Below are 23,622 nucleotides of genomic sequence, written 5' to 3'. Positions count from 1 at the left end.
TTAAAATTGAGAAAAAATAAAGATCACTCCTTTATTCCATTCTCTGAAACAAAGTAGACCAGTAGAATCATTACAACTGTAAGGATGAACAAATAGAGCATGTATGATACGAACGTTGACATCTGCGATCCCGTGAGGTTTCCATATATTATCAGTAGCCTTATAGATTCAGCTGACCAGGAAACGGGGTTGTACTTTGCAACTGTGCTGAGCCATGATACCATCAGATCTGGAGGGAAGAGGGCATAACTTGCAAACATCAGCGGAAGGTTTACTAGGTTCGTTATGCCCATTATAGTTTCCATCCTAGTCATTCTTATTGCTATTATGGAAAAAATAGAGGAGAAGATGAACGATATCATGAGCACTGCCGCAATCATCAGGAACGCATCCTCTATCGTAAATGACGATGATATCTTGAGGCCGTCCGGAATTATTAAAGCAATAGCAACCAATATTACGACCTGAACTATTATCCTGACCACCGATGCGATGATCCTCGAGAATACGATGGAGCTTCTTTTTATGGGAGATACAAGAAATCTCTGTAGAATTCCGAGTCTTCTGTCCCATATTATGTTTATACCGGAAAACATGCCTGTGAAGAGGCCGGTTATGGTGAGTATACCTCCGATCATGTATGTTATATAGTCCTTGGCACCATCGAAGAATGATGATACGAATGGACCACCGAATTTTGCTATATCGAAGGCGCTTCCGAACAGTATAATCCAGAAAACCGGCTGAAGCAGACCCACTATCAGATAAACAGGGTTCCTGTACCACTTTTTTATCTCACGCAGGGTTAAGGGAGCAAGTCCAGACATCTATCTCAACCTCCTGACGTTCTGCATCATCCTTCTGAACTGTTCTGGATCAATATCCTCTTCTATTGACGATCCAGTATATTCAAGGAAAACCTCATCAAGCGAGGGTTTTTTCACATTTATTGTAATAGGCGACACATTCTTTTCCAAAAGGTACTCGAGTATCTTTGGAAGCTCTGTGTCTGAATTTTCAACCTTCATCCTTACCTTTGCGTCCCCCATCACAGAAGCTTCCAGCGATCCTGGATAGGATCTAGCTAATTCTGCATCTTCCATTGAGTTGAATTCCATGGTTATCACGTCGCCTTTAAGGCTGGCCTTGAGGCTGTCTGGTGTTCCAGTTATCAGTATCTTTCCATGGTCTATTATTGAGATGCGATCGGCTAGTTGATCCACCTCCTCTAAATAATGGGAGGTGAGTATTATCGTTACGCCAAGTTCTTTCTGTATATCTCTGATGTATTTCCACATCTTTGATCTCGTGTTCACGTCGAGTCCAAGCGTTGGTTCATCCAGAAACAGTATCTTTGGCGAGTTTACAAGCCCGCATATGAGTTCCAGCCTCTTCCTCATTCCGCCTGAATACTGGGATACATACTTGTTTCCCCAATCAGAGAGATCCACTATTTCCAGAAGATCCTTTATTCTCTGTTCTGCTTCCTGCTTGGGGATATTGTAGAATGATGCTATCATCCTCAAATTCTCAACGCCTTTCAGATCAGCATCCGTTGTCAGATCCTGCGGCACGACGCCTATTATCCTCCTTATCTTCTCCTTATCCTTTCTCAGATCATAACCACCAATAATGGCATTTCCAGACGTCGGATCGATGGCTGTTGTGAGCATCTTTATGGTTGTTGTCTTTCCTGCGCCATTCTTTCCGAGCAGCCCGTAGATCTCAGCTTCCTCTATCTCTATGTTTAGTCCATCTACGGCCTTTATACCTCCAGGATATATCTTGGTTAGATTCTCAGTCTTTATTATTGGCAATCGAATCGCCTCCAAATCTCAAAATCTCGTTGAGCTTCTCAATAACGGTTTGCAGCTTATCCCTGTCAGAAGCTGATAACTTTCCGTCTCTCCTGACGATATCCTCAAGATACTGTGCGTAGCTGTAAAGTTCGCTAAGAACGCTATCTGCGGTCTTCATGCGGTCTGACTGTGAAATGTTATCAATACCGAGATCCTCTTTTCCCTTTTCAGAGAGTTCATAGCGTCCGTCATCTTTCCTGATGATGAGGCCCTCGGATACCAAGGATTCCAGGGCAGGATATATAGATCCAGGCGACGGTCTCCAGAGTCCGAAACTGTGCTTCTCTATCTCATCCATTATCTCAGCGCCACTCATCGGCCTGTTGTATATCAGATAGAGAATCCAGTATCTCAGAGACCCTCTTTTCCTGAACGCACCAAAGTTTCCAAACATCATATCGAAACCGATATCGATAATTAGAATTTAAACGTATTTCAAGCTTCGGATCGTCTACTGGCTTTTTGTCTCCGGATCAGAATGTCTTCACATATACCGGCATGAAAATCTTTATCGATTAGTTGTAATGTTGAGAGAAGATTGCAGTCTATGATGCTTTATGGTCGATCCATTCAGCTGAGCGTATCCGATCTAATCGTACGTAATGTGCAGTGTTCATCTGCGCGAATGCCGAGGTCACCGTATCGATATTGAGATTGCGATGAACTTGAATCATTGCCATTGAGAAGGGTGGGAAAGAGCCGAATAACAGGATTAGCATGCCTGGTGCATAGGAATGAAGGGATCAATAATAAGAAAACGCTACATACTTGTTCAGTCATTGAGACACGAGACACTTTCCGCGGATCTGTTCAGAAACTTCAGGTGTAAGATAAAGTTTCGTTCTGGCGACTACGCGATATATCTTGCAACGCAATTCAATAAGAATAAGGTGATAAATTTCATAGAGTCGTATGGAGACAGCAGAACCATAATTACAAGCGGAACTATCAGGAAGTGCAAATCCAAGCTACCAGGCTGGCACTCCAAAAGTAAGGAGGAAGGACTGCAGACAGAGACCGATTATCAAAGTTCACAGTATCACCGGGCGTGATTATACGTGGCATTTTCCATCCTCTTGGCGTTTCGCATGAATGTCTAATGTTCCGCTATCCGATCTGAAAAATATATAAGGTCAAAAGCATTGAAGAATTATATGGGCTGCGTTAAAGATATAACATTCAATGATTTCAATCGTCTCATAGATGAGAAAAAAAGCTTCATAATTGAGTTATGGGCTGATTGGTGCCATCCCTGCAAGATCATGGCGCCATACCTGGAGGAGGCGTGTCAGAAGTTGAACGCCTGCTACTTTTACAAGATAAATATCGATGAGAATCCTGAGATCGTTGACACGCTTAATGTGAACAGCATACCAAGGATAATAATGTTTGTTGAAGGCCAGCGCCAGGCCGAGCTTAAGGGATTTCAGAAGCTTCAATCAATTATTGACCAGATTTCAAAAATTCCCTGCGATTCCGTCTGATTTTGGTGTATCATGAGCATAATTGGCGATGAAATACGGGTTTTTAGAAAAACTCTATCCTGTATTCAGGCGCTACCTAAAGGACCGTAAGCATGAGAGAGAGGATCATGAGTGGGATTATGAGATTGAGAGGCACGGCGAAATAGCTGTAAGGAGGTTCATCGAGCTCGGCCCAACATTCATAAAGCTGGGCCAGATACTTTCTGCTCGGCCGGACCTGCTTCCAAAGGAATACCTGAAATCGTTCAGGCTCCTTCAGGATAGGGTGGATCCGGATCCCTTTCCGCTGGCTAGGGAGATCATCGAACGCAATGTGGGAAAGATCGAAGACGTATTTGAATACTTCAACGAGAACGCCATATCCGGAGCTTCGCTTGGCCAGGTGTATGAAGCGGTATATCACGGAAAAAAGGTGGCTGTGAAGGTAAACCGGTATAACATAGAGGAGAGGGTAAGAAACGATCTCATTGTCATAAAACACCTCCTGAGGCTTGCCAAGGGCAGAATAGACAATTTTCTCTATCTTAGCATCGAGAATGTTGTATCTGATTTCAATCGGCGGATCTTTGACGAGATCGATTACAGGAAGGAAGCCTCCAACATGCGTGCCATAGCTGCCAATTTAAAGGAGGAGGATCGCGTCATAGTGCCTGGAATAATAGAGGAGCTTTCTGGAAAGGAAGTTCTGGTGATGGAGTACATTGAAGGAATAAAGATAGATGATGTCCAGAGGCTTAAGGATGCTGGCCTTGATACAAAGGAGATCGCACTAAGATACGACACAATATTCATGCGTATGCTCCTGAAGAACGAAATATTCCACGCAGATCCACATCCGGGCAACGTTTCCGTACGCGAGGATGGATCAATAATCCTGTACGACTTTGGGATGATAGGGCATATCAATGACGATATGCGGTTCAGGCTTCTTTCTCTTTACGATGGTCTCCTTAACAGAGATCCGGATGAGATAATAGATGCGCTCATAGCCCTGAATGCACTTTCGCCAGGCGCAAACAGAGGCGTTATCAGGAAGGGCATCGAGCTGGCCATCTCGAATTTTTATGGCAGATCTGCGGAAGATCTTGAAATCAGGGAGCTTCTGGACGTGGCCAACGACGTCATATTTCAGTTTCCATTCCGCCTTCCCAGGGCACTCGTTTTATACATGAGGATGTCTTCTCTCCTTGAAGGCGTATGCCAGCAGCTGGATCCAGACTTCAAATTCATAAGGGTGCTCCAGAAGCTACTCTACGATGAAGGCCTAATACAGACCCTCTACAAGCAGCAGCTGAAAAATTTTCTATCCGATACGCTGAGATCGGTGGAGAAAGCTGTGCAGATCGTTCCACTTATGAAAAGAAGGCTGGAGAGCGAAGATGAAACCGTGAGACCGCAGAGAGACTACAGGATACCGGCATCAATATTCCTTGGCTTCATCCTCCTCTCTCTTTTCATAGAGGAGAAAACCAGGCCTCTTGTGTTTATCCCTCTTATCGCAATTGATATCGTGGCTTTTCTTTACATAATGATTAGAAAATGATCTTAAAAAATTTCACTCTATTTCAACTGTTTTTATATCCTTGGCCTTCATTCGGACCGTCAGCAAACCATCCTGATATTTTGCGGATATGCTGGCCTGGTCCACATCAACGGGGAGGCGCACAACCTTGAATACCTTGTCCACCCTCTGGTCGATGTAAACAGATCTGTATTCCCTTTTTCGCTCCGCCCTTAAGGTCAGCACGTTCTTCTCTACGGTGATCTTTATATCCTTCTTGTCGAAACCTGGCATCTCTGCCTCCAGTACCAGATCTGTCCCATCCTGGTACATGGTTATTGGTGGATATATGAACGATGACATTTCCTTCACTGTGTTGGAGACGTTTTTCAGCATCTCATTGGTGAAAAACCTGACCGGTGTATACATAATATATTAAATACCAACTGATATATAAGCATTAATTCCTGTCATTGCTACAAGACAGGTTGAAAATGCGCTTTTTCATACATCTCTAGCCGGAGAAGATGGAAGGAAGATCCAGGCTGTAAAATGCCTGTTCATTTCCGTAATACGCTACGAGTTTGTACGAATAGTTGACGTTGAGCATTGACTGCTGGAACAACGGTTCTATGGTGAAATTTATCCAGTTCTTTCCGGACTCATAGGATTTTACATCCCACATCAGGCCGTTGAGGTTTCCAAGGTATCCATACGGTAGAAACCTGAACTGCATCTGTGATATCTGATCGCCTGTATAGGACACGTTAACGTTCATTTGAACCACGTAATATGACCTCTGTTCAATGTTTGACACAGAGGTGATAGAAAATGAGCTCTGGCTGTGCAGCGGAACAGATACTATCCCAGCGACGGCCACAAAAATTACGGAATACAAGGCCAGCCTCTTGAGGCCGATCCTGATCTTTCTGGCTTTGTCTCCGATCTTGAGCTGCGGAAGGAACGCAAACGCTATAAATGGCCAGAATAAAAGGTAATTGTAGAGATCCCTGTAATTGAAGAAGAAGATGAACAATGGAAATATGGGAAAGGTGTACTTCAGAGCATCGTAATGCCTTGCATAAATTAGAAAGAGAAAAACTATTGAAAAGATGAACAGAATGGTAAAATAGATGGGCGATAGTTGATAGAAGCCCGCTATGCTGAGTATGCTTATGCCCTGGCCTACGCCTATGAGACTTGAGATCTCCGGAGAAAGTATGGATGAAATGAAATAGTGCGGTTCCTTTATGATGAAATATGCATTTGCGAGCAGGAGAATTCCAATGGATATAGCTATATACTCAATAGCCGCTCTGCGGCCCTTTTCGCGGTATATGAAATAGATCAGGAATGGAAGCACAATCCATGGTATTTGCTTTATCGATATTGATACACCATACATGGCGGCGCTTAACTTCGGTCTTTCTATGGTCATCAACGATGCCATCAGGAAAAATGCCCATATGGCGTCCGGTACGGAACCATCTGCGAAGCTTACCATGTTCACGTTTACTGCCATTATGGCAATTGACAGCACCGATGATATTATCATGCCCTTTCTGAGAAAGTAAATAGCAACTATTAGGTACATGGCCATTGTGAATGCAAGAACTGTCAGAGTTGGATCAAAATGCATTATAATGGATGGTATGAACACCAAAGCCGCAAGCACCGGATAAGAAAAGGTTTCTACATATCCGCCCGTGGAAAGCGGCGTGGTCATTGAGATCTGAAAATGAAGGTAAGCAAAGGCGTTGGACATCACGATCGGTATGTAGGGATTTGTGCCATGCAATATCATGATGGCCGCATAATAATCAAGCGCAAGCTCATCCGTTCCGAACTTCGGGTAGAGAGGGAGAATTGAAAGAGCGAACAAAATAACTGAACCGATAAGGGCAGGATATACAAGATAATTGAGGCGGAAATAGGATATTGCACCGGCAATTATGAGAACTGCGGCAGCAATTCCTGTTATATAGCTTGGGCGCATGAATGCTGATATTATGGACATAAGGGATATCATAACGGCTGCGAATATACGTGCAAACCGATCCGGATCTCCCAGCTTTGGCTTGACGGTATCGCGCATGAGGTAGTAATCGACAAACCCGAGGAAGAGTATCAAGGGATCGAATATTGGACTGAAAAGCCCAAATTTGATTATTATAACGATGAGAATGGCAGTATTTCCTACCACGAGCGTATATATGCTCCTTTTAGAGATCTTCATCGAATGCTCAGTCATGGCATATATTGCAACGAATGTACCGGCCATGGAGATCGTCCACTGTAGAATATCCACGAATAGATCGAGGTAACCGTACACCGTCCACAGAAAATAGGCCAGCATATAGGCTATAACAGTGAAGCCAAGGAATTCTAGGCGCCTAACTGTAGACCACAGGTCATCGTCAATCATATGCTGCACCTACATATTCGACTCTGATCGAAGATGCTGGCCCGGTGAAAAATGTTATTCTAATGCTGTTTAATGGCCATTTATACTCAGAAGCGACTTCATATGCATCTTTGAGTTTTATTGTTCCCTGATCTTTGTTCACGATAAGATACGTATAATTGAGATTCACGCTGAAAGGATCCGATGAAACAGTATAGTTAAACACGGAGAACGATATGACATAGCCATATACTCCGCTCCCGCTTATGTTATAGTAGAGTGTTAGGTTCTGCAGATCTTGCGTTCCTGCAATGATGCTTGACGTGAGGTTGGCCCAGCCGGCAGAGCTCATGTTGAACCCCTGGGCATCGTATGCAATATCCACTCCGTTTCCTCGTGCCTGCCATCCTGGGAAAGGTTCCGATTTTGAGTATTCAGGATACAGGAACATGGGGTCCGGTACAGGGTATTCAGGCTGATCGTAAAGCCCGGGACTCCTGTAGGAGGCCTGCATCTGGCCATAGTATGCTATCAGTATGAATGATGTGTTGCTGGGAAGCAGATCGAAAGAATTATCGGGGTATATGCTTATGTTGTTCTCGCCCGGATGCAGATATGCATTCGCATGCCACAGGAGGCCGTTCACGCTGTAGTTCTCCATAGCTGAATCTGTAAGTATTCTGAAGTAAGCGGGGATGGAAGCAGGATAGCCATTGCCCGGCTCATAGGAAATCGTGATGTTGATTCTGTCTATGATGTTCGGTATTGAGATGGTATCGGAACTAGCATCGATCGATTTTATTGCCATAGATCCACTGCTGCTATGCAGGGGTATGGTGAAACCGCCTGTAACAACGATGAGAACCAGAGACAATGCTATAAAGTGCGATTTTTTAACATGTAGGGGCTTCAGCATGTTCTCCTGTATGTTTATGTCCGGAAGAACGATCATTACGAGGAAAGGCCAGTACATGAGATAGCTTATGAGCACCCTGAAGTTGAACAGCATTACGATCACAGGAAAAGCAAAGAATGCATACTTCAGGGCATTATAATACCTGATGTACAGGAACAGCAAGAACAGTTCAAGGATGAGTACGACGGATGAAAAATACAATGGATTCACATGATAGAACCCGGCGAAGGATATTATTGAGGGCCCCACACCTACACCTATTATGTTCTGGTTGGCAACGCTGAGTATGGAGGTTATCCATTCCATCGGGCCCATGACGATGAACGGCAGATTGACTGCAAAGAAGGAAATAACAATTGCAACTACGAATTTCATAGCATGAGAGCCACCGTATTCTTTGTAGATGAAATAAAGAAGAAATGGGAACACTATGGCAGGATCCTGTTTGTAGGCAACCGACAGGCCAAACATTATTCCAGAAATGTACGGCCTGTCTCTGAAGATGTAGGCCATCGCCAGCAGTGTCACCCATATTATGGCGGAGACGCCGGCAACCGTGAAGCCAAAGTAAAAAGCCGAGACCATTATAGCGGTAATTATGAGAGGAGTCTGCAGCTTCAACTTCTTTTTACGGTAATAATAGATCAAAAGTACTATCGATATGAAGTTGAAAGCTGCTATCATATAATCAGGATTGAAATGAAATAAAATGGATGGAACAAAGAGAAGCACGGATAATCCAGGATAAATCAGATAATAGACATAACCACCTTCAAGCATCGGCGTGTTGAATAAGGGTACCTGGGATGAGTAAAACATCTTCAGCATATTCGATCTGACGTACGGGTCCTGGCCGTGAACGAAGAGATAGGCTGCGTTGTTCTGTATCAGAATCTCATCCTCAAGGTAGTAGCTTGACACGTACTTCAGCGATATGGCCAGCATGAGGATCATAGAAACGAAGAGTGCTGAATAGATCAGGGCTGATCTTGCTGCAGGAATGATGTGCGTTGTTGCATTTATCGCCAGCAGCCCGGCAATTACTACCAGTATCCAAACAAGAACGAGGACCGATACTTCGTAATAGCCGATGGATAACCAGGCCATATACGCATATACGATGAGCGTCACGGAAAGGGCCAGGTTCCACGACCTCTCCTGCAGCATTGTGTAGGGATAATAATCCTTCTATTAGACTTTTTAGATTGGGTTGATGATTTGTGGAAGATGAATTAAAAAGGTGATCATGGTATGATGAGTTTCACGACATCTTTAGCTTTTCAAGTCTCTGTATCCTCTTTGCAGGATGTGGATGATCAGAAAAGAAATCTGCAAAGAGCGAGACCTTTGCAGTCTTCCATTCCTCAAGCAGCTTCCTGTAATCTTCGTTGGCTGATTGATTCGGGTTGCTGAAGAAAAGCATTTCGGTCACGCTGCTTGATGGCGTATTGCGTCTACGTCTTGTATACCGGCCAGTACGTCCAGTCGCCGCCACGATTTTTGCAAGTGCAGTCTGCAGCTTTTCTGCACCGCCATCAACGGTTAGCGCAGAGTTGACATCTGCGTAGCTCTCCCGCATTCTGTTGAAGGCAAGTATGAGGAACCTGAACAGGAAGCTCGCTGCCATGGCAATTATGGCCAGCAGCACTATTCCCCCAGCGTTTCGGCCCCTCTCTCCAGAGAAGAGCAATGTATACCCGAAATAGAATATGAGCGTCGGTATGAGGCCAATTGCAAGCAGCATCTCAACATCCCTGTGCCTCAGATGCCCCATCTCATGACCTATTACTGCCTTTATCTCATCTGGTTCAAGTATCCTGAGAAGACCCCTTGTAACAGCGATCCTCCTGCCAGCAATGGGCGATCCATAGGCAAAGGCATTGGGCATATCTACCTCTGCTATGTATACTTCCGGCATCCTGATGTTGTTGTTTCTCGCCACTTCGCTGACGATAGACGTTAGCATGTTATACTCTGGCTCAGTTGGCTGTAATTTGTGTGTCCTGTAAACTGCTCCGATCATGTACGGACCGAACAGCCACTGGACGATATCCATGATTATGAAAATTGGAAGCAGCACCATCAAAAGTGCTATTGCGCCGATATTCAGGCCAATGTAATATAATATAGCATATATTATGCCGAATCCTATGGCGAAGATAGCAATACCCATCAGCAGGCTGCTAAGCTTCAACCGGATCGACATCAGCGACATATTTCCAAAATTAAAAACATGGATTTAAATCTGTCAGGAAAAAGAACATTAAGATCTCACTAAAGATGAAGAATGGCATTACTCTTTTGTTTTTGTCGGGCCATGCCACACAATCCTGGAAGACATAAGATATCTAGACAGGAATGCAACTGCAATGCCTATGAGGTTAGCCGCAAGCATCTCCATTCCTGTATCGACGAGTGCAGTGAATATACCAAGATTTATTCCAAGGCCGATCAGCGAAGTAAGATTGTGAAAACCCATCCTCCTGAAGAAGCCCTTAACACCCTTTGTGACATCCCTGTTGTTGAAGGTCCAGTACTCATTCATAAGGAAATTTGAGGTGATGCTGGTTTCAATGGCAAAGGCGTCCGCAAATGTGAGTGGAAGATGATAAGAAAGCATCTTCAGCATGAATTCGTTGAGAAGTATGCCTGTTGTCCCAACAATCATATATTTTGGAAGTGAGCTTCTTATCAGTTCGTATATGCCGATATAAACGAAATTCTTCAGGTTCTGCCACATGTTTGTGTCTATGTACTTTACTCGAAACCTGTTGCTGGATATTATCCTGAGAAGAACTTCTCTCGATATTTTGTAATTCCTGGAAAGTATGTAATCCATCACGGCAGAGTTCATCAGAATTACATCAAGCGACGTTTCCGCTATTCTCTCATCCTCAGCAAGTACGTGCTTGAATATCTTCAGAAGAAGGCCAAGCTTCCTCTTTTCCAATATGATGTCGTATCTGTCTATATCGTAAAGATTCGATATTATATCCTTTGAGGCGTATCCCCCATCGCATATCATGTAAAATGTATCATCGCTGAGCGTCTGTTCAAATTTCTTTCTGTCCTTTTCTATAGCTTCAACGGTGTATATTTTAACATCGCCGAATGGCGGGAGGTTCTTCGGCAATTCTTCATCATGGGTTATAATTATCAGTGTTTTGTCAGACAGAAATTCCTGCAGTGAAGCGTGCTGCTCAATGGCACTTCTGGTTCGTTGGTATTCCATGGTGATATGCGTTATCGGTATTTCTTCTTTTAAACTTTTCTGGTATACTGATGAAAATTCATTTATATCTGGTCAGACACAATATACGTTAAACGCCGAATAACTCTAGACACTTTCTCTTGGATATTTGTTATCAGTATTCTGTTCAGTCCACAGATCGCTGACGGATGAGAGATACTTTCTTGTCCTGTTTGACAGTGATATATATGGTGATGCACTGACTGTATCTATTCTTCTGTAGTCCTGAGATATATAGGACTCGATGATCCTTTCCATTATGAAAATGTAATTATTGACATTCTTCTCGTATGGCCTTATCCCTGAAAGATAGGAGAGGATCCTTCCTGAGATGAGCCATTCATAGGTTGGAAGATCGATGCCCATGCTCTCAGCCATTTCCGCTATGTTGTTGTGCTTCAAGTTAGCGGCTATTACTAGATCCCGCATGGCCAGAGCCTTTTCTATCCTGTTTCGCCACTTGCCGTATATTAGATCATCAATGTCAAGGCCTGTCAGACCGCCCATTGGATATGATATGACGCCATAAGAATCGAAGGCCCTTGCCATAAGATCTATGTCCTCGCCGCATGTGAGCGGCCTCCAGTTCCCAACGTTCTTTATCACATCGGTCTGGAATCCCAGGATGTTTGAAACAAGCACTTCGCTTGTGCCCAGGTTGATGTAGCCATATATGAGATCAGCATAGGTGAGCGAATACCTCACGGACGGTTCGAAGATGAAGGCATAATTTCCAGTGGCGGACTTCACCGCCCTCGCCAGGCCCTCGCTCCTCTTCCTTGTGTTTCTGGATACGACCTTGATCTCATCATAGTAATAGTTTTCTTCATCCGAAGTCCTGGTAGATATCAGAATTTCATATTGATAGCCCGTTTCTTCAGCTATATCTATCATGGTGTTTATGATCTGATGGGAAGACTCCACGCTATCAACGGCAGCTATGAGGCTTAGTTTCCTCTCGTACCTCACAGTATCAAGCCTGACAGCATATACAGATCTTCTCATCATCTATATCCCCAGGAATCTTTCGCTCCTTACCCTGTATTCTTCCTTTCTTACAACATTCCTTGGATGGCCCTCAAAGAAGTTTCTCACGTTTTCGAACGCAAGCTGGATCGCAATGTCCATTATTTCACCGGACATTCCACCAGCAACGTGGGGGCTGAGTATCGCATTTCTGAGGTTTGTCTCAGTTATCTCTGGCTCATTCCACCAGACATCCGAAAGGTACCACACATCTGATCGTTCCTTAAGGAAGCCTATCATATCTGGCTTTGAAACGACGTCCGCACGTGCAACATTCACTATGGTGAGGTTCTTCCTGGCATTAGCAAGAAGTCGACTATTGACCATTCCCCTAGTTTTATCTGTCAATGGTATGGCTATTAATACGAAGTCTGATTGCCTGAACAGATCGGCAGGGCTCTCGCTTATAACATCTACATTCTGGTCTACTGAGGATCGCGTGTACGCGATAACCCTCATTCCAAACGCCTTTGCCAGATGGGCAACCCTCCTGCCTATGCCGCCATATCCAAGAATTCCCAAGGCTTTGCCATAAAGAAGCGTTGTTGGCGATTGCCGGAAGATACCTGCCTTCATCAGTTCATTGTTTTCGAGGATATTCTTTGCGTGAGCCAGCAGAAGTGCAAATGCATGCTCAGCAACGGAGATCGAATATGCGCCCGCATTGCTGCATAAAACAACGTTTTCAGGAATTCCATTTACATCGATATGATCCACGCCGGCACTTATTGCCTGTATCATTTTTGTCCTCTTGCCCAAGACATATCTGTCCTTTATAACCTGGGCCTCCGCATCGTAATAGTCAGGGTACCAGTGCAGATCGAAACCATCAAGCACTGTCTTTGCAATTTCCCTGACATGACCGTCTGCGGGAAAGTTAACGTAAACATCCATCATGACAATAACAAGAATCAGGAAATAAGGTTTATGTATGCTGCGGAGAATTTTTTCACATTTCTGCATCCGTCTGCGAAACGTTATTTCTGTAAAGGTCTTCGATTATACTGTAATAATCGAATGTTTCTATGATGGATCCGGAGGTTTCAAGTGCCTTTATTATGGCCCAATTGTCAACGCCATCGCTCTTCCTCAATATCATCCGGACATCGTCTTTTTTCACTATTTCTACTCCAGGCACGTTGACGTGCGCTTCGTTTATTTGGCCTTTCACCTCAAGATAACGCTGTTTTTCAACGGGGCCGAAATGCATCAGGCGCCCGTGATCTATTATTCCTATATAATCCGCTAGCAATTCAGCTTCAGATATCAGGTGGGTGCTGAGCACAATGAGCTTTTCCTTCTTCATCTTCATTATTATATCGCGGATCTCCATCATTCCATTGGGATCAAGACCGAAAGTTGGTTCATCCAGTATTATAATCGAAGGGTCGCCTATCAGTGCTGTGGCGAGCCCAACCCTCTGCTTCATTCCCCGCGAGTATTCTTTGGTCTTCCTATTAAGATAATCGCGGCAGTGCGTTAGCGTTGAGACACGCTGAACTTCTGATATGCATTTTTCTTTGGAAATGCCCCTTATCCTGCATGTAAACATCAGAGCCTCATAGCCCGTTATGTAGGGATAGAATTCTGGCTGCTCTATCAGCGATCCTACAGTTTCCAGGGCTTTGCCTGGATTTTCCCTGACGTTGAAGCCATTTATGCTCACGTTACCCTCTGACGGCCTTATTATGTTTGTCATAATCTTCATCAGCGTTGTCTTGCCGGCTCCATTTGGCCCGAGAAGGACAAGGCATCCCGTGCCATTGACGTTGAATGAAACGCGATTAAGAGCCATGAGATCTCCGTACCTCTTCGATACATTGCTAACGGATATGCCCATCACTTCGCCTCCTTGTTCTCAAATAGAATCGCGGCTGCGGCTATCGATGCTGCCATGTATATTATCATAACCGCAACTGCAAGAAGGACCTGTGAACTGCCGGCTGGAGACAGAGAAATTGTTGGCGAGAATGTGAAGAGGTTTATGTTTATGAAAACCTCCATGATGATATTCGCAGCGTTGTTTAAGAGGAAGGGTGATGTTGTGCTGTAGAGCAAACTTGTTATGACATCTATGGCATTAAAAACAAGGAAATAGATGATGAGTACAGTTATGTATGCGTAGATGTTCCTGTTGAAAATGCTGCTTATGAAGAACGTGAATGCGATCACCGAACCCACGAATATTAGAGTTATGGCAAATGACTCAAGATATGCATTCAAATCTATGGTTCCGTAAATTGTTCTTGTAATTATGGCCTCAGCGATGAAGTATATGGTGGACACTAAGATCGTAACCGCATAAGCAGCCGCGTATTTTGCGGATAATATGGTTATTCTCCCAACCGGAAGGGAAAATATGTGGAATGCTGTTCGATCCTCTATCTCGCTTGATATGGATGGAGATCCGAAGAAAACCGCCGCATATACGGGTATATCAACCAGGACAAAGGACCATATGTAATCCAAAGCTCTTGCTTTTAGGCCTGCAGTTATTGCGGATCGGTCGAATTTTCCGAGAAAGCTGTCTATCTTTCCCTGATACCTGAATGAGAAATAGGACATTATGGCGGTTATGAGTAGTATGAGCGCAAGCATCAGGTAGAAGCTCCTGGATCTATAATAATTCTTGAAATAATACGAGAATGCGACTGAGAATTTATTGGCCATTCAATACACCGATAAATTCGTAAACTGAATCGAAACTCCTGGCGTTCATGGTGAAGAGGAGGCTGAGATCATTAACCCCCGTAACGTTGAAGCCCCTTATGTTGGATGCCATTGAGATGAAATAGGATTCATACGTATAGTTTGTAAACACTATTTTTCCCGTCACATTGTATCCAGTCATGTTCAGATAGACGGATTTAACGAATTTATCCGTGAGATTGAATATGGCTAGGGAAACGTTAGCGCCTGTATTGATGTATCCGGAATATCCCACTGCATTCCTTCCATTAAGGGTTGCATTTATAGAATCGAAAATTCCGTTTATGTTTCCAATTACAACGAAACCATTGTCTGTATAGAGATAAATGCTCTGGTTGCCAAATGATACACCTGCAAATGAGAAACTGATATTTTTTATCATGTATATCTGATAATTCTTGTAGTTTGCATACATGACGATGTTGACCTTAGAGGTCAGGTTGAGGCCTGAACCATTTCCTGACTGGCTGACGTTCGTTTTTCCGGTGAGCGAGGAGATTCTGCTGAAGTTCAGGCTTGAAAGGGATGAGCTATCCACTATGATACCGTAGCTCCGGTTATTTGCGAAAATGTATAGATGCGTTCCGTTATAGTTTACGTAACCGATCATGCTTGAATCTGAAGGAGCGTAATATAGCGGATCTGATTGCTTCTGCGTGGAATTATTTAGCGATACTGCGTAGTAAACAGTTGGCACCACTATTGCCACTGCCACCGCTACAATTATAAGACGCTTGAACAGTACATTCACATTTACTCATTATAAAATGATATATAAGTCTTTTACCTATGAAATGACATAATTTATCATGGGGATCAGAAATGATATATCAATGACAAGACATATTCCTCCATGGATGCAAAAAAGTATCTTGAAGAAGGTGCTCGTGCCAGGTTGAATTTGAATATTGAAAAGATCATAGGTATCGCAGATAAAATATCAAGTGCCATCTCATCCGGCAACAAGCTGATTGTTTTCGGAAACGGAGGATCTGCCGCAGATGCCCAGCATTTTGTGGCTGAGCTCACCGGGCATTTTATGAAGGAAAGGAAGCCGCTTGCAGCGATAGCCCTCACCACGAATACTTCATCGATCACGGCGATAGCAAATGATTACTCCTATGACGTTGTCTTTTCAAGGCAGGTCGAAGCACTTGCAAAGCCTGGAGATGTGGTAGTGGGAATAAGTACCTCAGGAAATTCGAAGAATGTAATCGAGGGCATAAAATCCGCAAAGCGGATTGGCTGCCATACGATAGCTTTTACCGGGAGATCAGGCGGTCAGTTGAAGGGTGTTGCGGACGAAACGCTGAACGTTGATTCGGATCTCACTTCCATAATTCAAGAGATGCACATAACCGTAATACACATGATATGCGCTATGATTGATGAAAAATTTTGATCCGCTTTGTTTTTAAATTCGTATCAGACAATAGCGATATCAGCATAGATCATCAAAGAGGCAGAATTTCAGAGAGATTTTATTTTTTTGATCAATCAATGTGTCTTACCATGTCTGATGAAAAACAACGGATGACGGGCGCCAGAGAGAGAAAATTAAATATAACAGAGTAATAACTTTAAAAGTGGAAACAGGTTCGAATAAGTTTAAGCATTTGGTAGTGAACCAGCTGGGTCTGAGACACGCGATATCTCAGGCCGTAGCGCTCAATGCACCTGCCGGTACAATCGTACTCTACATCGCGGGAACCGCATCGTTGATAACCTCTACATTTGTAACGCACCAGGAAGGCGCATATGCCATACCGCTGATACTTCTCCTCTCTCTAATAATATATGCGCTCATGAGCTATTCTATGTACGCATTCTCCAGACGGCTCTCCAGTGCAGGAGGCTATTATACCTTCGTGTCGAGAGGCCTGGGCACTTCGGCTGGCTTTGTCACCGCGCTTTCGTATATAACCTACGAGATTCTCAGTTTTACAGGCTTTGGTATTCTCGGCTTCCTTGGTTTTGGATATGCAATCCTTCCAACCCTGGGCATTTCCATACCTGATCCAGATTTTATATGGATGCCCATTGCCATCATTTTTATCGGCCTTGTCAGCCTTCTTATATATTTAGGCATAAAGCCATCCCTGCGTTTCGTCACATACACAATGTTCATCGAGGTAAGTTTTCTGATCGCAACATCACTTGCGCTTATAATGATGCATCCGGCTCGTGTCAGCGCAACGCCGTTCACGCCATCACCGATGGGAAACGATCCGTTCGCCATATTTGCAATGATGATCTATGCGATAGGAGCATTCGTAGGCATTGGCGGTTCTATACCGATAGCTGAGGAGACTCAGAAACCGAAGAGGAATGTGCCTCTGGCCATTGTCGCAACGATTGCGATACTTGGTGTTACTATAATCCTGGCATCCTACGCGCAGGTCATAACCTGGGGCATACAGAATATTTCAACCTTCGGTGTGGGCAACAATGCCTATCCTCTCCTGAATATATACGGCGCGGATTTCGGCATCGCGAGCAAGGTCATATTCTGGGTTCTCATAGTAATAGTGCTGAACTCCTTTTTCACGGCCACGGTTTCTCTTGGGACAAATGCCACAAGGGTTCTGTTTTCCATGTCAAGGGAAGGGGCTCTCCCGTCTTTCCTCTCCGAGATCAATAGGAATAATGGAACGCCCACGATGTCTATGATAACCCTGGCAATTATATCAACGGCGATCGTCATAGGTGTGGGCGCTGGATTTGAATTCATCGCAAAGATGTCCCCGCTTAATGCACTGCTCTCTTCATCCATATTCCTGCTGATACTTGAAAGTCCCATAACATATATAGTGCATATACTTACGAACACCTCACTTTACAGCTATATGAAGAAGCACGCACGAATGGGGCCCATGAACACGATCAAGTATCTCATTATACCTTCAGCTTCTACGGCCACCCTGCTGGCTGCCATAGTGGCAAGCATATATTTCAACCTGTTCTATGTGGATGCTGTATTCGCCTCCTTCGCCCTGATCGCAATAATAATCGTTTCAACCGTGGTTATGAGATTTAAATTCAAAGAAAAGCTGGAATACCTGGGAGATTTCAGCCTATAACTTTTTCTTTTTTAGTGTTCTGCAAAAGCGATATAAATATTGAAGCGATCTTCGCCGGTGATATTGGTATCTGAGGATGAATACGGTAAATTCGATGAAAGTACGAACAGCATTCTGGTCAAGGGCAAGATGCACCACCTGGGCATATCAAGGGTTATAGAGCCTGGAGATGAACTCATAGTTTCTGGAAAGAGCTTTATAGTTTCTGACTTCTCGCCGATGTATTTTGGCAGGGTGATAAGGAGGAACACACAGATAATATCTGAAATAGATGCTTCATACATAATAATGAGATGCGGGCTGAGGCCAGGTATGGATATTCTGGAGGTAGGCGTCGGCTCCGGAAACATGTCGTCATACATACTATATGCACTGAACGGGAAGGGTACGCTCACAGTAGTGGAAAGAGACGAGGATAACTTGAAGAAGGCCATGGATAATCTGTCGGAGTTCTACGACATAGGCAATGTCAGGACCAGCAGATCCGATATCGCTGATTTCATCAGCGATCAAATGTACGATGCAGTCATAGCCGATATTCCAGATCCATGGAACCACGTGCAGAAGATCGCTTCGATGATGAAACCTGGCAGCGTTGCTACATTCTACCTGCCCAACTTCGATCAAAGCGAAAAGACCGTTCTTTCTTTATCTGCGTCCGGTATGCATCATCTTGAAACCGTTGAACTGATGAAGAGGAGAATACTCGTCAGGGAGGGTGCAACCAGGCCAGCAAGTGATGATCTGACTCACACAGCATTCATAACATTTGCCATAAAGAAATCAGGCATGGTGTACAGGATCTGAATACTCGTTTTATCCGGACATACTTAAAAATTCTGGATTTATAAATTTCTTCGATCCGAGTTGATGTACATATGACCGAAAGCGGAAAAATTTACTGCGAAATAGCATTTCAAACGCATCAATTTTAATATCCATATGTATGTATGAATGTATCATGAAATTTAGCAGGCAGGATAAGGCTGTATCACCCATAATAGCTACGATACTGTTAATAGCGATAACGATAGTACTGGCGGCAACGCCCTATTCCCTGCTTGGAGGTTATGTTTCCTTGATATCCGCACCTACGCCACAGGCATCCATGACCGTAACAAACCAGACACAGCAGGCCTCGAATGACGGGGTATACACCATTTACATCAGCGGCGTAAACCAGAACATATCTCTAGCGAAGGTTACGCTTGAGTTTCAGGCATCGGATGGTAATATAACTGTAGTGCCACTAACGCAGGGTACTATTCAGACACAGTACTGGAAGATAACGGTTAACGGCCCGGATTATCTATCGGCTCTGACGGTCATAACCATAAGCAGCCTCCCAAACAACGGGGATCCATTCATAAAGTTCGTTAAACTAGTTGATACCGTAACTGATGGAACTATTGCAAGCCAGAATGTTGGTCTTGCCTCGGCAACCTCCTGATGCTCTCTATGTTCATGACAACTATGGCATCGTTTCCGACGTTTACGTTAGACATAGGGATCAGGTAATTGCCGTCATCATCAGTGGGTATATTCAGCCTACCCCTGCCACCTGATGGTTTTGCGACCATGGTCGTTAAATTCCATTTTTCATCCGCCATGAAACTCTTGACATAGCCGATTATCTCTCCGGAACTTGACATCACCGGCTTTTGATTCACGCGTGAATAGAACTCCATCACTAAATAAAACATGAATTGGTATTTATTTTTATGGTCATGTAGGAGCTTCTGAATTAAAGGTAGAAATCCGGCCTTCAGGAATAGCGCAATTATATCTGATGGGTCGGATACATGATCACTCGCTGTATTCATTTATATATGAAGCCATGGAGTCATTTCCCTCTGGATCTGCATTGAACAGCTTTCTGATCATATCCCTGGCTTTTTTACTAGGCGAAATGGCGGTATACTTAAATTTTCCTGCAATGCGCGTCTCAACAATGAGATCCACCTTCCTGGAATGCGCTATCCTCGATATTTCTCCTATATCGGCATCATCCGCCTCTATTATGGGATATTCTGCACCTGGAGTTCCGATCTTCTTGGCATTGGCTATCCTGTTCTCTATGTCCCTGCGCCTGGCCTCGGCGAGGCTTCTCCTCAGATCAGCGTAGCCCTTGGAAAGCTCCGAAACGGACTGGGCGATTTCTTCTATAGGCTTTTTCAGCAACGTGGATATGCCATAGGACGCCTCGTACGATTCCTGGAAGAGATGAAGGGCAGGAACTCCCGCCGAGAACGTTATTCTGTATATGTTCTCCTGTATCGCCTCCACCTTTCTGATCTTCAGGACGCCTATTGAGGAGATGTTCTTCAGATGGGTGCCACCACAGCCTTCGGCATCAACACCCTGTATCTCCACAACCCTTATCTTAGGGGTAAGTGGCACTCCACCCTCAAAAAGCCTGAATCCATATTTATCTATGGCACTGTACCAGTCAAGGTTCCTGACGCTTACCTCCCTCCCCTCCCTTATGAGATCGAAGACGCGTTCCTCGATCTTCCTTATGGTCTCTTCATCGATCTTTCTGTAGTGGGTTATGTCAAGCCTCGATTCTTCCACATCCTTCTGGACGCCGTTCTGCCATACGTGTTCTCCTAATACCTCCCTGAGCACTCCAAGGAGGAGATGAGTGGATGTATGGTGTACCATCAGCCTTGACCTTCTTTCCCAGTCTATGACGCCGTGGACACGGACACCCTGGGGTATCTCTCCGTCCAGCGTATGGACGATGGTCTTGCCGTATTTTCTCACAGCCACCACATTGATGCGCTTTCCCTTGTATTCGAAATAACCAAGATCCCACGGCTGCCCACCGCCCTCTGGGTAGAATGCAGTCTTATCCAGTATAATTTCATTGCCCTTTGAGAATAAGACCAGGCCCGTGAATTCTCTCATGAATGGATCATCGTAATATAGCGTTCTTGTCTCTATTTCAGGATAATCGCTGTATTTTTTCTTTTCAGTTTCTCCCTTCTCATGCCTCTTTATGACGATAGCATGGAAATTATCAGGCACATCTATTTCCATGCCTTTTGTTTCAAGATACGCCTTGACGGTTTCTGGGCTTATACCGTGTGAATCGTATAGAAGCACGAGATCGTCCAGGCTTAACTTCCCCTTGTTTGATATCATTTTATCTATGATCTGCGTGCCATGCCTCTCAACATCTCTGTACTTTTCCTCCTCAATGGATAGCACATCTGATACGAACTGTTCCGGAAAATCTGGGACGATATCTTTCAGATCTTCGTGGTTCATCCTTATGAGATCCATCAGGCTTCCCCTATATCCTGTGTTGCTGATCGCCCTGTACGCTCTTCTTATAAGCATCCTGGCGAGGTACCCGACCTTGACGTTGGACGGGATGACATAGGCTGCAAACATGTGCATAAGCGATCTGGCGTGATCGATCATCAAGAAAACGTCCCGTACCTTCTTGATCTCTTCGAATCTTTGCCTGGCATCAGGATAACGCTTCTCAAGTTGCGAAATGACGAATGATTCTTCGTATGGCTCTTTCATAACCGAGGCCTTTACAACCTCTGACAGAAATTCTTCGTCTATATCAGAAACTGATGAGTTCTTCATTACATGCTGGATTATGTCGGGATATATGGCCTGATAAACCGTGGGTGTCCCCTGCGAAAGCCATGTAAGGCGTTCTAGTCCGTATCCGGTATCAACTATCCGCATATCCATCTTTGAATAGCGGATGCCGTCTATCTCGTACGGTCCGTTCGGATCCTCCTTCATATCCATGAACACAAGGGTGGCAACCTCCAATCCACGAACAAAGACCTCAAGGGCATTTCCGGCGTTTCCTCCACCTGACCATGGCTTTTCCTTGAAGCTTATCAGTTTCCCGTCAATGCCTAGGCCCTCTGTGAGAAAGTCATAGCAGTAATGGACCGTTTCCTCCTTCCAATAGACTGTCTTATCCTTTGTGTTAAATGAATCATGGCACAGCATCTCGAAGCTGGTCAGATGCCTGCCGGTTATGCCAACAAGATCCACATCGTTCATCCTGATGCTTGGCTGTGACATTACTATGGGATTTCCGGGAGGTCTGACTATGCCGGATGTAACATGAGGTTGAAAATCGTATATTGACGCATTGACAAGAAGCACGTCCTCCCTCCATCTAGGTACGACAGGATAGGGCTTCAGGAACTTATGCCCCCTCTTCTCGAAGAATTTTATAAAGGCATCACGCATTTCGCTAAGCGAATAGGACTTAGGAACTGGGCTGTTCCCTATGAAGGTGTATTCATCGCACGGTGTATCTCCGCATGTGTTCCTTTCCTTGTCCTGTGTCCAGAAATATGATCCACATTTAATGCACTGTTTCTTTTCAAAGCCGCTGTTCAAAAAGAATTCCAGATCAAGCTCCCCAGTCTGTTTTTCCATTGGAGTATGATTTTAAAAGACTATTTCTAATTTTGTGAAAGCTTACTGGGCTCTTCTTTAATGTTAGTTAAAAGGCTATTTTCAATAGACGGCACTCATTTCACAAAGAATTCATGTACGAGTGGTGCCATTAGATCGGCTATACTTGACAGCATGGCCTCGTCTTCCTTGCTGAATGCGGCTTTCTTATCGGAATCTATGTCTATTTCGCCTATGGGTTCTCCTTGATACCTGACAGGTACAACTATCTCAGACTGGGTTGACGGAAAGCACGCCAGATACTTTGGATTGCTCTTGACATCGTACTCGTTCACTATATCATTCTTGAGGACGGCGAGGCTGCATAGACCATCACCAAGATTGATCTCAACGTGATCAGTTTTCTCGCCGACGAATGCCTCCAGCTTCAGCTTTCCATGTTCCAGGACGTAAAAACCTACCCAATCGTATTTCGGGTTTTTCTCCTTCAGGTACTGGCATGCTGCCTGCATCTGGCTTCTTGCAAATTCTTTGAGATCCATGGAGCCTGAATTTTTACAATTATTTAAGTTCTTTCCGTGCGAGTATGCATTGCCAGCGATTCGATGTTCATCGATTATTCTAAAAACGCCATGAGAGACGTTAGCCTCCGATCATCAATACTTTAGTGCCCTGATCTTTCTCTCAGCCGTGTTCTCAACATCGATCCTGTCATCTATTTTGATATACGTTTCAACCCTCTTTATGTCCATGGAGAGAATGGCCCTTTCGCCTCTTTTCACAGCTTCGAATAACTCATCAAGGGTCTTAGCTTCTAGAACAGTTCCCATGCTGTTCGGATAAAATTTAATACCATATTTTTTGAATTCTTCCAATGCTGCGTTTATATATCTGGATGCAGAGGTGCCTGAACCGATTGGAACGTAGGTTACTTCAGCTAAGATCATAATACGAAATTGCGTGTTTCGATAAAAAATTAATGATGCCGTCAT

General features: G+C 44.2%; 24 protein-coding genes. 7 read left to right on the top strand and 17 right to left on the bottom strand.

Annotation, left to right across the window (positions count from 1 at the left end; all coding sequences use genetic code 11):
* Positions 1–23: 23 nt before the first annotated feature.
* The 3 genes from TA_RS04490 to TA_RS04480 are packed head-to-tail and all read right to left on the bottom strand — an operon-like array spanning position 24 to position 2,256.
* Positions 24–827 carry an ABC transporter permease gene (locus TA_RS04490; protein ID WP_010901280.1) on the bottom strand — a complete coding sequence of 268 codons (804 nt, stop codon included), beginning with the start codon at positions 825–827 and terminating at the stop codon, positions 24–26.
* A complete protein-coding gene (locus TA_RS04485; RefSeq protein ID WP_241761802.1) occupies positions 828–1,817 on the bottom strand; it encodes an ATP-binding cassette domain-containing protein in 990 nt (329 codons plus the stop codon). It lies immediately after the preceding gene.
* Entirely contained in the window at positions 1,798–2,256 is a 459-nt protein-coding gene (locus TA_RS04480; RefSeq protein WP_241761801.1) for a PadR family transcriptional regulator, read from the bottom strand. The genes TA_RS04485 and TA_RS04480 overlap by 20 nt, the downstream gene beginning before the upstream one ends.
* Before the next feature lie 337 nt (positions 2,257–2,593).
* Between TA_RS04480 and TA_RS04475 the strand changes: the two genes are divergently transcribed.
* The 3 genes from TA_RS04475 to TA_RS04465 all read left to right on the top strand — a co-directional run bounded on the left by TA_RS04475 (position 2,594) and on the right by TA_RS04465 (position 4,886).
* The gene (locus tag TA_RS04475; RefSeq protein ID WP_010901277.1) at positions 2,594–2,911 is read left to right on the top strand and encodes a hypothetical protein; all 318 of its coding nucleotides are present in this window, start codon (positions 2,594–2,596) and stop codon (positions 2,909–2,911) included.
* A 102-nt stretch (positions 2,912–3,013) separates the two neighbouring features.
* Positions 3,014–3,343 carry a thioredoxin family protein gene (locus TA_RS04470; RefSeq protein ID WP_048161841.1) on the top strand — a complete coding sequence of 110 codons (330 nt, stop codon included), beginning with the start codon at positions 3,014–3,016 and terminating at the stop codon, positions 3,341–3,343.
* A 28-nt stretch (positions 3,344–3,371) separates the two neighbouring features.
* Positions 3,372–4,886 carry an ABC1 kinase family protein gene (locus TA_RS04465; protein WP_010901275.1) on the top strand — a complete coding sequence of 505 codons (1,515 nt, stop codon included), beginning with the start codon at positions 3,372–3,374 and terminating at the stop codon, positions 4,884–4,886.
* A gap of 12 nt (positions 4,887–4,898) precedes the next feature.
* Here the strand turns inward: TA_RS04465 and hsp14 are convergent, their stop codons facing one another.
* The 10 genes from hsp14 to TA_RS04415 all read right to left on the bottom strand — a co-directional run bounded on the left by hsp14 (position 4,899) and on the right by TA_RS04415 (position 15,900).
* Positions 4,899–5,273 (bottom strand): archaeal heat shock protein Hsp14, encoded by a 375-nt coding sequence (hsp14, locus tag TA_RS04460; protein WP_010901274.1) that lies wholly within the window; start codon positions 5,271–5,273, stop codon positions 4,899–4,901.
* 85 nt (positions 5,274–5,358) lie between these two features.
* Positions 5,359–7,269 (bottom strand): glycosyltransferase family 87 protein, encoded by a 1,911-nt coding sequence (locus TA_RS04455; RefSeq protein WP_048161838.1) that lies wholly within the window; start codon positions 7,267–7,269, stop codon positions 5,359–5,361.
* Positions 7,262–9,331 (bottom strand): glycosyltransferase family 87 protein, encoded by a 2,070-nt coding sequence (locus TA_RS04450; protein ID WP_010901272.1) that lies wholly within the window; start codon positions 9,329–9,331, stop codon positions 7,262–7,264. The genes TA_RS04455 and TA_RS04450 overlap by 8 nt, the downstream gene beginning before the upstream one ends.
* Before the next feature lie 94 nt (positions 9,332–9,425).
* Entirely contained in the window at positions 9,426–10,379 is a 954-nt protein-coding gene (gene htpX / locus TA_RS04445; RefSeq protein WP_010901271.1) for a zinc metalloprotease HtpX, read from the bottom strand.
* A 78-nt stretch (positions 10,380–10,457) separates the two neighbouring features.
* Complete coding sequence (locus TA_RS04440) at positions 10,458–11,396, bottom strand: GtrA family protein (protein WP_010901270.1); 939 nt, start codon at positions 11,394–11,396, stop codon at positions 10,458–10,460.
* A gap of 105 nt (positions 11,397–11,501) precedes the next feature.
* Positions 11,502–12,422: a hypothetical protein gene (locus tag TA_RS04435; protein ID WP_048161836.1), complete on the bottom strand. Its 921-nt coding sequence runs from the start codon at positions 12,420–12,422 to the stop codon at positions 11,502–11,504.
* On the bottom strand, positions 12,423–13,337 hold the full coding sequence (locus TA_RS04430) for a 2-hydroxyacid dehydrogenase (protein WP_241761800.1): 915 nt from the start codon (positions 13,335–13,337) through the stop codon (positions 12,423–12,425).
* Positions 13,338–13,389: 52 nt separating this feature from the next.
* Positions 13,390–14,280 carry an ABC transporter ATP-binding protein gene (locus TA_RS04425; RefSeq protein ID WP_048161834.1) on the bottom strand — a complete coding sequence of 297 codons (891 nt, stop codon included), beginning with the start codon at positions 14,278–14,280 and terminating at the stop codon, positions 13,390–13,392.
* Entirely contained in the window at positions 14,280–15,110 is an 831-nt protein-coding gene (locus tag TA_RS04420) for an ABC transporter permease (protein WP_010901266.1), read from the bottom strand. Before TA_RS04420 ends, TA_RS04425 begins: the two co-directional genes overlap by 1 nt.
* On the bottom strand, positions 15,100–15,900 hold the full coding sequence (locus TA_RS04415; protein WP_010901265.1) for a hypothetical protein: 801 nt from the start codon (positions 15,898–15,900) through the stop codon (positions 15,100–15,102). The genes TA_RS04420 and TA_RS04415 overlap by 11 nt, the downstream gene beginning before the upstream one ends.
* Positions 15,901–16,002: 102 nt before the next feature.
* Between TA_RS04415 and TA_RS04410 the strand changes: the two genes are divergently transcribed.
* The 4 genes from TA_RS04410 to TA_RS04395 all read left to right on the top strand — a co-directional run bounded on the left by TA_RS04410 (position 16,003) and on the right by TA_RS04395 (position 19,679).
* Entirely contained in the window at positions 16,003–16,551 is a 549-nt protein-coding gene (locus TA_RS04410; protein ID WP_010901264.1) for a D-sedoheptulose 7-phosphate isomerase, read from the top strand.
* Between the two features lie 220 nt (positions 16,552–16,771).
* Entirely contained in the window at positions 16,772–18,229 is a 1,458-nt protein-coding gene (locus TA_RS04405) for an APC family permease (protein ID WP_241761903.1), read from the top strand.
* Positions 18,230–18,286: 57 nt separating this feature from the next.
* The gene (locus TA_RS04400) at positions 18,287–19,036 is read left to right on the top strand and encodes a tRNA (adenine-N1)-methyltransferase (RefSeq protein ID WP_048161832.1); all 750 of its coding nucleotides are present in this window, start codon (positions 18,287–18,289) and stop codon (positions 19,034–19,036) included.
* A 154-nt stretch (positions 19,037–19,190) separates the two neighbouring features.
* A complete protein-coding gene (locus TA_RS04395) occupies positions 19,191–19,679 on the top strand; it encodes an archaellin/type IV pilin N-terminal domain-containing protein (protein WP_156778510.1) in 489 nt (162 codons plus the stop codon).
* Here TA_RS04395 and TA_RS04390 read toward each other — a convergent pair.
* From TA_RS04390 to TA_RS04375, 4 genes are all read right to left on the bottom strand, one after another.
* Entirely contained in the window at positions 19,636–19,917 is a 282-nt protein-coding gene (locus TA_RS04390; RefSeq protein WP_162053255.1) for a PRC-barrel domain-containing protein, read from the bottom strand. The genes TA_RS04395 and TA_RS04390 overlap by 44 nt on opposite strands.
* A 118-nt stretch (positions 19,918–20,035) precedes the next feature.
* Positions 20,036–22,651 carry an alanine--tRNA ligase gene (gene alaS / locus TA_RS04385; protein ID WP_010901260.1) on the bottom strand — a complete coding sequence of 872 codons (2,616 nt, stop codon included), beginning with the start codon at positions 22,649–22,651 and terminating at the stop codon, positions 20,036–20,038.
* A 95-nt stretch (positions 22,652–22,746) separates the two neighbouring features.
* Positions 22,747–23,172, bottom strand: a complete 426-nt coding sequence (locus TA_RS04380; RefSeq protein WP_010901259.1) for a GAF domain-containing protein — start codon at positions 23,170–23,172, stop codon at positions 22,747–22,749.
* Between the two features lie 114 nt (positions 23,173–23,286).
* On the bottom strand, positions 23,287–23,577 hold the full coding sequence (locus TA_RS04375; RefSeq protein ID WP_010901258.1) for an MTH1187 family thiamine-binding protein: 291 nt from the start codon (positions 23,575–23,577) through the stop codon (positions 23,287–23,289).
* Positions 23,578–23,622: the final 45 nt, after the last annotated feature.

Source organism: Thermoplasma acidophilum DSM 1728, assembly GCF_000195915.1.
Taxonomy (GTDB): domain Archaea; phylum Thermoplasmatota; class Thermoplasmata; order Thermoplasmatales; family Thermoplasmataceae; genus Thermoplasma; species Thermoplasma acidophilum.
The sequence above is the reverse complement of the archived record's forward strand: the minus strand, read 5'-3'. Positions and strand labels throughout refer to the sequence as shown.

Coding starts and splice junctions, on each gene's coding strand:
- TA_RS04490 (WP_010901280.1), bottom strand. CDS start 827: ATGTCTGGACTTGCTCCCTTAACCCTGCGTGAGATAAAAAAGTGGTAC.
- TA_RS04480 (WP_241761801.1), bottom strand. CDS start 2,256: ATGATGTTTGGAAACTTTGGTGCGTTCAGGAAAAGAGGGTCTCTGAGA.
- TA_RS04475 (WP_010901277.1), top strand. CDS start 2,594: ATGAAGGGATCAATAATAAGAAAACGCTACATACTTGTTCAGTCATTG.
- TA_RS04470 (WP_048161841.1), top strand. CDS start 3,014: ATGGGCTGCGTTAAAGATATAACATTCAATGATTTCAATCGTCTCATA.
- TA_RS04465 (WP_010901275.1), top strand. CDS start 3,372: ATGAAATACGGGTTTTTAGAAAAACTCTATCCTGTATTCAGGCGCTAC.
- hsp14 (WP_010901274.1), bottom strand. CDS start 5,273: ATGTATACACCGGTCAGGTTTTTCACCAATGAGATGCTGAAAAACGTC.
- TA_RS04455 (WP_048161838.1), bottom strand. CDS start 7,269: ATGATTGACGATGACCTGTGGTCTACAGTTAGGCGCCTAGAATTCCTT.
- TA_RS04450 (WP_010901272.1), bottom strand. CDS start 9,331: ATGCTGCAGGAGAGGTCGTGGAACCTGGCCCTTTCCGTGACGCTCATC.
- htpX (WP_010901271.1), bottom strand. CDS start 10,379: ATGTCGCTGATGTCGATCCGGTTGAAGCTTAGCAGCCTGCTGATGGGT.
- TA_RS04440 (WP_010901270.1), bottom strand. CDS start 11,396: ATGGAATACCAACGAACCAGAAGTGCCATTGAGCAGCACGCTTCACTG.
- TA_RS04435 (WP_048161836.1), bottom strand. CDS start 12,422: ATGATGAGAAGATCTGTATATGCTGTCAGGCTTGATACTGTGAGGTAC.
- TA_RS04430 (WP_241761800.1), bottom strand. CDS start 13,337: ATGATGGATGTTTACGTTAACTTTCCCGCAGACGGTCATGTCAGGGAA.
- TA_RS04425 (WP_048161834.1), bottom strand. CDS start 14,280: ATGGGCATATCCGTTAGCAATGTATCGAAGAGGTACGGAGATCTCATG.
- TA_RS04420 (WP_010901266.1), bottom strand. CDS start 15,110: ATGGCCAATAAATTCTCAGTCGCATTCTCGTATTATTTCAAGAATTAT.
- TA_RS04410 (WP_010901264.1), top strand. CDS start 16,003: ATGGATGCAAAAAAGTATCTTGAAGAAGGTGCTCGTGCCAGGTTGAAT.
- TA_RS04395 (WP_156778510.1), top strand. CDS start 19,191: ATGAAATTTAGCAGGCAGGATAAGGCTGTATCACCCATAATAGCTACG.
- TA_RS04390 (WP_162053255.1), bottom strand. CDS start 19,917: ATGGAGTTCTATTCACGCGTGAATCAAAAGCCGGTGATGTCAAGTTCC.
- alaS (WP_010901260.1), bottom strand. CDS start 22,651: ATGGAAAAACAGACTGGGGAGCTTGATCTGGAATTCTTTTTGAACAGC.
- TA_RS04380 (WP_010901259.1), bottom strand. CDS start 23,172: ATGGATCTCAAAGAATTTGCAAGAAGCCAGATGCAGGCAGCATGCCAG.
- TA_RS04375 (WP_010901258.1), bottom strand. CDS start 23,577: ATGATCTTAGCTGAAGTAACCTACGTTCCAATCGGTTCAGGCACCTCT.